This is a genomic window from Tenacibaculum ovolyticum DSM 18103 (assembly GCF_000430545.1).
Classification (GTDB): Bacteria; Bacteroidota; Bacteroidia; order Flavobacteriales; family Flavobacteriaceae; genus Polaribacter; species Polaribacter ovolyticus.
In genome coordinates this window covers 122,779-135,752 of the sequence record NZ_AUMF01000013.1, presented here as the reverse complement: position 1 = coordinate 135,752, position 12,974 = coordinate 122,779, and the positions used below count along the sequence as shown (strand labels likewise).

Annotated in this window: 9 protein-coding genes and 2 tRNA genes; 1 reads left to right on the top strand and 10 read right to left on the bottom strand. The window is 30.0% G+C overall.

From position 1 onward, the window contains the following. Positions 1–37 precede the first annotated feature (37 nt). The 10 genes from H518_RS0104205 to trxA form a co-directional block, all read right to left on the bottom strand. Positions 38–1,120: a bifunctional 3-deoxy-7-phosphoheptulonate synthase/chorismate mutase type II gene (locus H518_RS0104205; protein ID WP_028887904.1), complete on the bottom strand. Its 1,083-nt coding sequence runs from the start codon at positions 1,118–1,120 to the stop codon at positions 38–40. A gap of 20 nt (positions 1,121–1,140) precedes the next feature. Then, positions 1,141–1,989 (bottom strand): prephenate dehydrogenase, encoded by an 849-nt coding sequence (locus tag H518_RS0104200; RefSeq protein WP_028887903.1) that lies wholly within the window; start codon positions 1,987–1,989, stop codon positions 1,141–1,143. Then, positions 1,990–3,132 (bottom strand): pyridoxal phosphate-dependent aminotransferase, encoded by a 1,143-nt coding sequence (locus tag H518_RS0104195; protein ID WP_028887902.1) that lies wholly within the window; start codon positions 3,130–3,132, stop codon positions 1,990–1,992. Further along, positions 3,129–3,959 carry a prephenate dehydratase gene (locus tag H518_RS0104190; protein ID WP_028887901.1) on the bottom strand — a complete coding sequence of 277 codons (831 nt, stop codon included), beginning with the start codon at positions 3,957–3,959 and terminating at the stop codon, positions 3,129–3,131. The genes H518_RS0104195 and H518_RS0104190 overlap by 4 nt, the downstream gene beginning before the upstream one ends. 334 nt (positions 3,960–4,293) lie before the next feature. Continuing rightward, positions 4,294–7,098 carry a M16 family metallopeptidase gene (locus H518_RS0104185; protein ID WP_028887900.1) on the bottom strand — a complete coding sequence of 935 codons (2,805 nt, stop codon included), beginning with the start codon at positions 7,096–7,098 and terminating at the stop codon, positions 4,294–4,296. Positions 7,099–7,255: 157 nt separating this feature from the next. Next, positions 7,256–7,329, bottom strand: a tRNA-Asp gene (locus tag H518_RS0104180). A gap of 41 nt (positions 7,330–7,370) precedes the next feature. After that, positions 7,371–7,444: transfer RNA gene (locus H518_RS0104175), tRNA-Asp, on the bottom strand. Positions 7,445–7,495: 51 nt separating this feature from the next. Next, the gene (locus H518_RS0104170; RefSeq protein ID WP_028887899.1) at positions 7,496–8,410 is read right to left on the bottom strand and encodes a DUF58 domain-containing protein; all 915 of its coding nucleotides are present in this window, start codon (positions 8,408–8,410) and stop codon (positions 7,496–7,498) included. After that, on the bottom strand, positions 8,410–10,968 hold the full coding sequence (locus H518_RS0104165; RefSeq protein WP_028887898.1) for a M1 family metallopeptidase: 2,559 nt from the start codon (positions 10,966–10,968) through the stop codon (positions 8,410–8,412). Before H518_RS0104165 ends, H518_RS0104170 begins: the two co-directional genes overlap by 1 nt. Before the next feature lie 81 nt (positions 10,969–11,049). Beyond that, on the bottom strand, positions 11,050–11,367 hold the full coding sequence (trxA, locus tag H518_RS0104160) for a thioredoxin (RefSeq protein ID WP_028887897.1): 318 nt from the start codon (positions 11,365–11,367) through the stop codon (positions 11,050–11,052). Positions 11,368–11,681: 314 nt separating this feature from the next. Between trxA and metK the strand changes: the two genes are divergently transcribed. Further along, the gene (metK, locus tag H518_RS0104155; RefSeq protein ID WP_028887896.1) at positions 11,682–12,938 is read left to right on the top strand and encodes a methionine adenosyltransferase; all 1,257 of its coding nucleotides are present in this window, start codon (positions 11,682–11,684) and stop codon (positions 12,936–12,938) included. The last annotated feature ends 36 nt before the right edge of the window (positions 12,939–12,974 follow it).

The following is a 12,974-nucleotide window of genomic DNA, read 5'->3' as shown; positions in this document are numbered from 1 at the left end:
CCTTCTTCATTATTGTATAATAAAAAATGTTATTTTATTATCCTTTTATTATTTTTTCTTGGTGGTTTATAGATTCTTGGTGAATTGCTTTAAACATTTTTAAAACAAATTCTTCACTTAATCCTTTACTTTCACCTTCTAAAATCATATTGCCAAGAATTTCATTCCAACGTCTAGATTGTAAAACAGCAACGTTTTTCTCTTTTTTAAGTTGTCCAATTTTATCAGCAACGGTCATTCTTTTTCCTAACATTTCTATTAGTTGACCATCAACAACGTTTATTTGAGCTCTTAAATTATCTAAAGACTCTCTGTAAGTAGAATCTGTTTCTGTTTCTTTTCTTATTTTTAAGTCTTCCATGATTTGTTTTAAAGAATCAGGAGTTACTTGTTGTGCAGCATCAGACCATGCGTTGTCAGGATCGAAATGAGTTTCGATCATTAGACCATCAAAATTTAAGTCTAAAGCAGTTTGAGAAACATCAAAAATCATTTCTCTATTACCTGTAATATGAGAAGGGTCACAAATTAATGGTAAATCTGGAAATCTATTTTGAAATTCAATAGCTAATTGCCATTCAGGAATATTTCTGTATTTAGATTTTTCATATGTAGAAAAACCTCTATGAATTGCACCTAGATTTTTAATCCCGGCAGTGTATAATCTTTCAATACCACCTAACCACAATGCTAAATCTGGATTTACAGGATTCTTTACCAGTACAATTTTATCTGTTCCTTGTAAAGCGTCTGCAATTTCTTGCATGATAAAAGGTGATACCGTAGAGCGTGCTCCGATCCATAATAAATCAACATCATGCTCTAAAGCTAATTTTACGTGTGCAGCATTTGCAACTTCAGTACAAGTTTTCATTCCTGTTTCTGCTTTTACTTTTTGCAACCACTTTAAACCTAAAGCACCTACACCTTCAAAATTTCCTGGACGTGTTCTTGGTTTCCAAATTCCTGCACGGAAATAATTTACATCAGAATCTTTCAACTCGTGTGCAATTTTTAAAACCTGCTCTTCGGTTTCTGCACTACAAGGCCCTGCTATTACTAGTGGATGAGCAAGCTTCATATCATCCAACCATGTTTTTAATTCTTTTGTATTTTCCATTTGTCTACTTATTGTGGCTTTTATTTTATGCCGTTTAATATTTGTTTAATGTGATTTGTACTTTCCATTTCGTTATGAATTTTAGTAAAATCATTCTGTATCATCAGTTCTTTAAATTGCTGAAGATTATGTATGTATTCGTTTAATGTTTCAATTACATTGGTTTTGTTTTGTTCGAAAATAGGAGCCCACATTGCTGGCGAGCTTTTTGCTAAACGTACTGTAGAGGCAAATCCACTACCAGCCATGTCAAAAATATCACGCTCGTTTTTTTCCTTTTCAATAACTGTTTTACCAAGCATAAAAGCACTAATATGTGATAAGTGTGATACGTAGGCTATATGTTTATCATGCGATTTTGCATCCATATAACGAATACGCATTCCTAATTTCGCAAAAATATCTAATGCTTTTTCTTGTAGTTTAAAAGCTGTTTTTTCTACTTCACAAATAATATTTGTCTTTTTATGAAATAGGTTATTATGTGCAGCAGTTGGTCCAGAAAATTCAGTTCCTGCAATTGGATGTGCTGCTAAATAATTTCTTCGTTTTGGGTGATTTTCTAAAATTTTACAAATATCTTCTTTAGTAGATCCTACGTCGAAAACTAATGTTTCATCAGAAACTAAATCAAGTACTTTTGGTATAACTTTTAATTGAACATCAACAGGAATTGAAACAATAACAATTTCTGCTTTATCTAAATCTTCAAGTGTAGCTTTTATATCAATAACACCTAATTCAATTGCTTTTTCTAAATGATCTTTATTGTTGTCAATTCCATAAATAACGGCTTCAGAATATTTTTGTTTAATATCTAAAACCATACTACCTCCAATCAATCCGATTCCTATTACAAATACGTTCATCTAAAATCTGTTGATAGCATTATTAATTACTTCTTTTGAGATACATAATGAAAATCGAATATATCCCTCACCTTGACTACCAAAAACGGTTCCTGGTGTAATAAAAATATCTTTGTCGTATAAAATAGTATCTGTAACTTCTTCAGCTGTTTTTCCTGTTGGAATTTTTGCCCAAACGAATAGTCCTGTAGAATTTTGATTGTATGTACAATTTAATTTATCAGCTAGCTTAAATACTAAAGACCTTCTTTCTTCGTATATTTTATTTTGTTGATTAAACCAATCATCAGATAACTGTAACGCTTCAATTGCTCCTTTCTGAATTCCGTAAAACATTCCAGAATCCATATTGCTTTTTACTTTTAAAATTTCATTAATGTAAGTACTGCTACCTAAAACCATTCCAACACGCCATCCTGCCATGTTAAAGGTTTTACTCATTGAATTTAATTCTAAAGCAACATCTTTGGCTCCATCAACTTGTAAAATACTCAACGGATTGTTGTTTAAAATAAAGCTATATGGATTGTCATTTATAATTAGTATTTGATGTTTTTTACCAAAAGCTATTAGTTTTTCGAATGTTTCTTTTAAAGCATTGGTGCCTGTTGGCATGTGTGGGTAATTTACCCACATTATTTTTACTTTAGTTAAATCTAATGTTTCTAAAGCTTTAATATTTGGTTGCCAATCATTAGCTTCTTCTAATTCATAAAATAAAGGTTCAGCACCAACTAATTTTGTAACAGAAGTATAGGTTGGGTACCCTGGGTTAGGAATTAAAACTTGATCTCCTTCGTTTAAAAAGGCCATAGAAATATGCATAATACCTTCTTTACTTCCCATTAAAGGAAGTATTTCGTTAGTAGGATTTGCTGTAACATTAAATTTTTGTTTATAAAATTCGGCAATAGCATTTCTTAATTCTGGTAATCCTTGATAACTTTGATATTTGTGAGCTACAGCATCATTAAAACTTTGCTGAATTGCTGTAATTACTTTTGTTGGAGGTTGTAGGTCAGGGCTTCCAATACCCATGTTTATTATTGGTTTTCCTACGGCTGCTAGTTCTCTAACCTCCCTTAGTTTTTTAGAGAAGTAGTATTCTTGTACGGTATCTAATCTTTTTGCTGATTGAATCATTTTCTTCCGTTTTTGTATGTTCCTAAAACTTTTAATTCAGATGCCATTATTTCTATAATTGCTATTGCTTTTTCGTAATCTTTATATTCTTCAAAAGTTACATCAACAAAAAATGAATATTTCCAAGGTGATTCTATGACAGGTAATGATTGTATTTTGGTTAAATTCATTTTACAATCACTAAGTACATTTAAAATAGTTGCTAAGCTTCCTCTTTTGTGATCTAATTGAAATTTTAGTGAAGCTTTATTTATTTGATCAATACCATTATGAGGAATTTCGGTTTGTACAATTACAAATCGAGTAGCATTGTCTTTTATGGTTTGAATTTCGTCTTCGATTATTTCTAGATTAAAAATATCAGCTGCAATTTTTGGAGCAATAGCGGCGACTCCTTTTAATTGATTTTGTGAAATTCTCTTAGCTACTTCAGCAGTATCAACATCTTCTATTAATTTTATGTGCTTATGGTTTTTAAAGAATTCTTTGCATTGTAATAATGCCATTGGATGTGAACAAACTTCTTTAATATCTGCAATTTTTTGATTGGGAAGTGCCATTAGGTGATGATGAATATTTAAATATTCTTCGCCAATAATATGCAGGTTATGGTTGTCTATTAATGCGTAATTAGGAATTATAGACCCTGCAATTGTATTTTCTATAGCCATGACACCTTTGTTAGCAGTTTTGTTTAATAAGCTGTCAACCAGTGTATCAAAAGATAAGCATTCTTTTAGCGGAATATCTTTTCCGTAAAAATCTCTAGCTACCTTGTGGTGGTTAGAACCTTCTGCTCCTTGTATTGCAATTGTTGTTTGTTTCATTTTAGTCAAAAAAAAAGCCTCGATATGTCGAGGCTTTATAATTTATATTTGTTAGTTAAAAATATGGTATAAAGTCTCAGCTCTTATTAAAAAAATAAAAGTAAAAATAGAAACCTTGCCAAATATTTTGTAACATCATTTTTGTTTTTGTTGTACGTGACAAATCTAAAGATTAAAATGAGAAAAACAAATTTTTATACAAAAAACAATTATTTTAAAAATAGTAAACATTGTTTTTTTAGATTTTGTGAATATAAATGAGGATTTAATTAAGATTCTTAATTTATATTTAAACTAGTATAAAAAACATCTCACTAGAGGTATTCTTAATTTTTTATTGCTTAGGTTTAAAAACAATCTCGTAAGATTTATTATTTTTCAATAATTTTTTTGCTATGTTTTTTAAATCTTCAACCGTTATTGACTTTACAATATCTTCAAAGTTTTTAGGGTCATTGATGTTGTATCCTTCTAATACCAAGTTTTTTAATAGGCCCATTTGAAAACTATTGTAGTTTTTGCTTTCTTTTCTAGATTTTAAAAAGTTTGTAAGTGTTTTATCTAAATCTGCTTGACGAATCTCTCCTTTTTCAAGAGCTTTAATTTCTTTATGAACAATAGCTATTAGTTTTTCAGCTAGATCGGGATTACAGTCAAAATTTACAGATATTACAGCTTCTTGAGTAGGTCTTTTTGAAATAGAGCCTCTAGCTGTAGCACCATAAGTACCACCTTCTTCTTCTCTTAAAGATTCTGTGTAACGTAATTGTAATACATCTCCGATTACTGACATTAGTATTGAGTTTTTTAAAGAATACTTCATGTCGTTTTTGATAGCTATAAAAACAGAGGTCTTAGGATTTTTCATTTCTAAATATACATCCTTGTCTATTTTATTATTTATCCAACTTACTGAGTTGTTTTTCCAGTTTTCTTTTTTATCTGTTGTTGGTATACTTGCAATATACTTTTCTAATAAAGGTTTTATTGCTTCTTTTTTTACATCACCTACTATAAAAAAAATAAAATCTCCAGCGTTTCCAAATCTACTTGTGTAGATGTTTTTCATTTTATTAAAAGAAATTTCAGAGATTATTTTTTCATCAAATAAACGCTTTGTAGGGTGGTTTTTACCATATAAAATAGTCGTTATACTATCCTGCATTTTAGATTCAATTCGTTCACTCTTTCTTATTAAAAAGGCATCTATCTGTTGCATTAAAACATCATAAGAAGTTTTATCGAAACGAGGTTTTGTAAAACGTAAATTAACTAATTGCATCATAGTTTCTACATCCTTTGTAGAAGAGGAGCCTGATACATTCTCATGTATATTACCTATGCTTGCTCCTGAACTTGCGTTTTTACCTGCTAAAATTTTAGGTAAATCTATTGCAGTGAATTCGCCTAAACCAGACATTTGAATAACGTTAGCTAGCAATACTGTTGAAGGTAAATCTTTATCGTCTAATAAAGATTGTCCTCCATAGCTGACAGCACTTAATTGTACGTCGTTTTTGTTTTTGTCGGTGAATTTATAGTGTACTTTAATTCCGTTACTTAATGTGAATATTGTTGAGCCAATCTCTTTGTTTTCTTTTTCAGAAATAATAGACCCAGCAACTAATTTAACGCCAGACATTAAGGGCTTTGTGTTTGTTTTTTCTGTGTAACCTTTTAATGTTTTATCATTCTCAACAGTGTTGATAATTTTAATAGCATCTTCTTTTGTTAAATTTTTATTGTCTTTAACCCCTGTAACAATTATAGATCTGTTATTGTTAGTATATAGTTTTTGTATTTGAGATAATAGTTCTTTTTGAGTTAACTTACTGAAAAGCAATTTAGCAATTTCAAATTCCTTTTTTATATCAGTAATTTGAGAGTTTTCTAAATAATTAGCTTTAATTCCACCTACAATTTGTTGGTGACTTCTATTTTCAAATCCAGCAATCTGATTTTCGTAAGAACTTGTATATTGAGTAATAATTCTAGCTATTTCAGCTTTCGTAAAACCAAATTTTACAGCTCTGTTAATCTCTGAAAGTACTAATTTGAACCCTTCATGTTGTTTATTTGGTTTAGGTACTATATGAGCGCTAAATTGATTATTCATTCTAGAGAAACTACCGTAACGAACAGATGCAAATAAAAGAGGTGATTCAGCCTTTTGATTAATTTCATTTAATCTTGTAGATATAATTGATGTTGCCATGCTATTTAAAAGACTTTCTTTTAAATCTGAAACAGTTTCATCTTTTAAAGATTTATTATGGCGAATAGCAAAGGAAATATTAGAAGAAGTAACTTCTTTATCCATTGCGATATCATAAATAAGTTCTTTATTGTCAGGAATGCGAGTGTTTTTACGTTCAATTGGTTTTTTTACTGCAGGAATGGTAGAGAAGAGTGCTTTTATTTTAGTTTCAATTTCATCAACATTTATATCTCCAACAATTGCTATAGCTTGTAAATCTGTTCTGTACCAATCATGATAAAAATCACGCAAAGCTTTGTATTTAAAATTTTCTATAATGTCCATTTTACCAATAGGTAAACGTTTTGAATATATAGCGTTATTAAACATTGTGCCAATCGTTTGTTTCATTACACGTGTATCACCATTTTGGCGAGTTCGCCATTCTTCTTTAACAACGCCTCTTTCAGAATCAATTTCTTTTTCAGTTAAAGACAAGTGGTTAGACCAGTTGTGTAAAATAGATAGCCCTGTGTTTATCAATTCAGGAGTTGTAGGTATGTTGTTTATATTATAAACAGTTTCATCAAAAGAGGTGTAAGCATTAATATCTTCACTAAAAACAAGACCATGCTCTTGCATCTTATTTAAAATTCCCTTTCCTGGGAAATCTTTAGTTCCGTTAAAAGCCATATGTTCTAAAAAGTGTGCTAATCCTTGTTGATTATCTTTTTCTAAGACAGAGCCTACATTTTGTATTATGTAATAACTAGCAACGTTTTTTGTAACACTTGTTTTATGAATATAATAGGTTAAGCCATTTTTTAAAACTCCTTTTCTTATACTTTGTTCTTTTGGTAAGGGAGTTTCTAGATTAATAGTTTGCGCTATGGTATTGTAGCTAAAAGCGAGTAATATGGCGAGTAATAAAATTTTCTTCATTTATGTGTGTTTTATCTTATTGTATATCAAAAAGCTAAGAATATGCGAATGTAGAAAAAAACAAGAGGAAGCTTTTAAGCAGGTTGTTAATGTTAATTTAAAAAGAAGTTAATTATTTTAACGAAAAAAGCTCCTCAAATAAATGAGAAGCTTTTTGCGGTCTGGACGGGACTCGAACCCGCGACCCCCTGCGTGACAGGCAGGTATTCTAACCAGCTGAACTACCAGACCGTTGCTTGTAGCAATATGTTTATTTACTTATATATATTTTGCGGTCTGGACGGGACTCGAACCCGCGACCCCCTGCGTGACAGGCAGGTATTCTAACCAGCTGAACTACCAGACCGTTGCTCTAAGCGAGTGCAAATATAGATACTTTTTTAAAATAAAAAAGAAATTAATTGTAATTTTTTTGCCGACTAATAAGGTAAGCGGTTAATATTTTATCATAACCTTCATTTATATCTACAGGAATGTAATCTATTTTGTATTGTAAGCATTTGTTTTTTAAGTTGTTGAAAAATGTTTCACTCAGCTTAGTGTAGTCTTGTTGAACATTATGAGCGTGTAAATTTATTTCTTCTTTTGTTTCAAGATCTACGAATTTTTTTGGTTTGTTATCAAAATCGAATAAGAATTCTGTCTTTTTATCATAGGTATGAAACAATATCACCTCGTGTTTGTTAAATTTTAAATGTCTTAAAGCATCAAAAAGCTCGTCTTCATTTTTTGTGGTTTGAAACATATCCGTAAATAAAAAAATTAAGGAACGTCGATGAATGTTTTCTGCTATTTCATGTAGGTATTGATGTGTTTCTGTAGTTGTCTTAGAATTAGAACGGATTAAACTGTCTAATTGATTCAATAACATTTTTCGATGACGATCACTTCCTTTCTCTGGAGCGTAATATTCATAAGTATCAGAATAAATACTTAAACCAACTGCATCTCGCTGTCTTTTTAAAATCTCTATTAAAGAAGCAGCAGCAACTGCTGAAAAACCAATTTTATTTAAGTTGTTGATTGCTTGGTTTTTAATAATAGGGTAGTGCATAGAAGCAGAATTGTCGATAATTAAATGACATCTTAAATTAGTTTCTTCTTCGTATTTTTTTATATATAATTTTTCTGTTTTAGCAAATAGTTTCCAATCTATGTGACGAGTACTTTCTCCTTTATTGTATAATTTGTGTTCTGAAAATTCTACAGAAAAACCATGAAATGGACTTTTATGCATACCTGTTATAAAACCTTCTACAACTTGTTTAGCTAGTAATTCAATGTTACCAATAGCATGTTTTTCTATATCCATTATTTTTTTATTTCTTGAGCTCTAGTTAAATTATCAACTGTTTGTAGCAGCTTCATTTTAAGAATTGGGTTGTAGTTTGGATTTTCTTTGAAAAAACGTTGTAAAATGATAAAAGCTTCTTTAGAGTTGTATTTACCAACAGAGCTACTTAGCCATCCTTTTGGAAAGAAGATATCTCCAGTTAATTGTATTTCTTCTAAAATATCTAAACAAGATTTAAAATGTTTTATTGCTGATGCTTGCCTTAGCGGGTGGTGTATATTACTTAGAGCTGCCTGTACCCAAGATTCTTTCTCTCTGTTTTCTTTTTGTAAGAGGCTAATCATAAATGCATTTCTTGTTGCTTCATCAATAGATAAAGTAGGTAGTAGCCATTTAAAGCGCTTTAACTTATCTAGATTGTTAATTCTAGTTAATTGCTCTGTAAGAATTTCTGTAGCTTTAGGGTGTTTGTATATGGCTAATAGCGAAGCTAAATTGGTAAAATCATTTTCACTTATATATAGGTTTTTTATTTCCTTTTCTTTCTTCCATAATAAATACAGTGTTTCTTTTCCTTCTTTAGAAATCGCTATTGAACGGTATAAGCCAAAAACTGTTCTTTTTAAATTTTTAGAGATGTCTGAATTTAATAAGTTCAAGACTTTTCTTTCTAACTCCTCTTGAATATTTGTTTTCTCTTCTTTATTTAAGAAAGACCAATAAATAGTATTAATTCTACCAGAGAGATAATTCACTATTAATTCGTTCTTTTCAATTAGTATTCCATTTAAAAACGTGTTAAAAGCTTTTTTAGGAACTACTTTTTTATTTAAGAAATTTTCATATAAATTAATATATGCATAACCTCTTGCTAGGTCATCTTTAATATTTCTATAAAATTCAATATTGGTTTTGTCAATAGGAAAAATACCGTATCCAAAACCATCGTAATTATAAATAATACTTTTAGGTTTATCTAAGCCAATTACATCGTTAAAATCCAATTCTTTATCTGATAAGTTAACTTTAAATATTTTTATTTCCTTTTCATATATAAAACCGATATTAAAGGTTTGTGCCCATAATTTATTGGTATTGTCTTCTGCTTTTTGATAAATTTTAAAAGAAGTAATTTTATTGTCTTTATATTTAACAGCATCAGAAATAATTGGCCTTCCAGATTTGTTAACCCAAACCTCACTCCATTTCTTTATGTCTTTTGGTGATTTTTTATCAAGAATAGCAACCAATTCACTCCAATCTGCATTTTCATTAGCATATTTTTTAATGTATGATTGCATACCTTCTTTAAAAGCTTCTTTACCGATGATGGCTTCTAGCTGACGCATCATAATTGGTGCTTTATTATAGATGATTCGACCATATAGCGAACCTGCATTTTTAAGGTTGTCTAAGTTTTGTCGTATTGCATTTGTTCCTTGTGTTCTATCTTCTGAATAAGCGCTAGGGTAGTGCGCCATTGTAAATTGTAAATTGTGATTTATTTCAGGAAATACAGGGTTCATTATTTTATCTGCTATAAAATTTGCAAATACTTCTTTCATCCAAACATCATTAAACCATTTCATAGTAACCAAATTACCAAACCACATGTGAGATGTTTCATGAGCAATTAATTTAGCTCTTCTTAGTTTTTTGTTTTGTGTTGCATTCTTATCTAAAAATAAAGAAGATTCTCTATACTGTATTGCACCAACATGTTCCATTCCACCATATTGAAAAGGGGGGATAGTGGCAAAATCCATTTTTTGAAAAGGGAATTTATAAGCAGTGTACTCTTCTAGGTACTCAATAGATTTTTGGTGAATGTTAAATATTTCACCAATATTTTCTTCTATTTTATTTTTATTATTTTCTCGATATAAAAAGCGCATATCAAAAGCGCCTGGATTTTTAATTTCTTCGTTAAACTTCCCCGCAACAAAAGAAAATAAATAGGTGCTCATTTTATCAGACTCCTTAAAGTTGTGTTCAATGAAATTACCTTTACTAATTTGTGTGTTTTCAAATCCTCCGCAAAGAACTTTCCAGTCTTTAGGAGCAGTAATAGTTAGTGTGTAATTAGCTTTAATATCAGGTTGGTCAAAGCAAGGAAATAGGGTGCTAGCTCTATCAGGAACTAATAAGGTGTATAAAAAGTCATCACTTCTGTTTAACGACATTTCACCAGCGTTAAAATCAATCTCTACAAGATTTACCCCTTTTATTATATGTTTTTTGTTAATAATAAGGTGTTGTTTAGTATGAATAATTTCAATACTTTTATTATTAACGGTAACCGATTTAATGTTCGATTTTTTTTCATTAAAATCAAGAACCAAATTATCTGTAAGATCATTAATTGTAACAGATAGTTTTAATTTACTTGGAATTATTTCTGATTTTGATTCAGGAATATTAAAAGTTAATTTATATTTTACATCAGTAACTTGTAGTTTTCTATAGGTTGCTAACTCATATGAAATTCCTTTTTCAATTAAAATTCCGGAATGTTTTTTTTCTTGACAAGAAGTTAGTACGATTGTAAAAAGAAAAATAACAAGTATTTGTTTCATGTAAATAAGTTTAAGTTTTAAAAATAAAAAAAGGTTTAACCGTAGCCAAACCTTTTTTAAAATATATTAGAATTGTGCTATTTATAAAGCAGCATCAATTTTATCTGTATATGCTTTTTTAGGAGCTGCACCAACTTGTTTGTCTACAACTTCACCATTTTTAAATATTAAAACAGTAGGTATGTTTCTTACACCATACTTAGCTGCAAATTCTTGGTTATTGTCAACATCAACCTTACCAACAACAGCTTTACCATCGTATTCAGTATGAATTTCATCTACAATTGGTCCAACCATTCTACAAGGTCCACACCATGCTGCCCAAAAGTCAACTAATACTGGTTTATCTGATTTTAATACTAATTCATCGAAATTTGCATCTGTAATTTCTAAAGCCATATTATTATATTTTAATTAAGTTAATGTCTCGCTTTCTGTAGTACAAAAGTAATCAAAAATTTCACGAATACAATTTCACTAAAATTACTTTTTATTATCATAGTATCAATACTTTCTATTTCCTTACAAGTTTGTTTTTATGTGTGTAAAATTATCTATAACTTCGCATCATAATTTTTGAGGAAAAATTTGACTGATTGCAACCTCATTGAATGTAAAAGTTCATAATAAAATGCTAAAGCAGTAATAATCTACTTCTTTACACGACAAAGCAATCCAAGTTTTTCTTTTATTAAACAAAAAAAAGAAGTTTTATGTCATATTTATTTACCTCAGAGAGTGTTTCTGAAGGACACCCAGATAAAGTAGCTGATCAAATTTCAGATGCTTTAATAGATAATTTTTTAGCTTTCGATTCTGAATCAAAAGTGGCTTGTGAAACATTAGTTACTACAGGTCAAGTAGTGTTAGCAGGAGAAGTAAAGTCTAAAACATATTTAGATGTTCAAAAAATTGCAAGAGATGTAATTAATAAAATTGGATACACCAAAAGTGAATATATGTTTGATGGTAGTTCATGTGGAGTTTTTTCTGCAATTCATGAACAATCACCAGATATTAATCAAGGTGTTGTAAGAGCAAATCCAGAAGATCAAGGAGCAGGAGATCAAGGAATGATGTTTGGTTATGCGACTGATGAAACTGAAAACTATATGCCTTTAGCATTAGAGTTATCGCACCGTTTGTTAATTGAATTAGCAGAATTACGTAGAGAAAATAAGGATATTACTTATTTGCGACCAGATGCTAAATCTCAAGTAACTATTGAATATTCTGATGATAATGTGCCGCAAAGAATTGACGCGATTGTTATTTCTACACAACATGATGATTTTGATAAGAGTGATGATGTAATGTTAGCTAAGATAAAAAAGGATATTGTAGAGATACTAATTCCTAGAGTAGTGGCTAAATTACCAGTTCATATTCAAAAATTATTTACAGATAGTATTACGTATCATATTAACCCAACAGGTGTTTTCGTAATTGGAGGGCCTCATGGAGATACAGGTTTAACAGGGCGTAAAATTATTGTAGATACTTATGGAGGAAAAGGAGCCCATGGTGGTGGAGCTTTTTCAGGAAAGGATCCTTCTAAAGTAGATCGTTCTGGTGCTTATGCTACTCGTCATATAGCTAAGAATTTAGTAGCAGCAGGTTTGTGTAAAGAAATTTTAGTACAAGTTTCTTATGCAATTGGTGTTGCAAAACCAACAAGTATTAATGTAGATACGTATGGTACTGCAACGGTTGATAAAACTGATGGAGAAATAAGTAAAATAGTAGAAACTATTTTTGATATGCGTCCATACTTTATAGAACAGCGTTTAAAATTAAGGACACCTATCTATTCTGAAACTGCTGCATATGGTCACATGGGAAGAAAATCAGAAAAGAAAACAGTTACTTTTTCTAATCCAATGGGTGAAACTGTTTCTCAAGAAGTAGAAACTTTTACTTGGGAGAAATTAGATTACGTAGATAAGATTAAAGAAAGTTTCGGATTGTAAAATAATCAGAAAAATTTATAATAAAAAAGCCTTGAC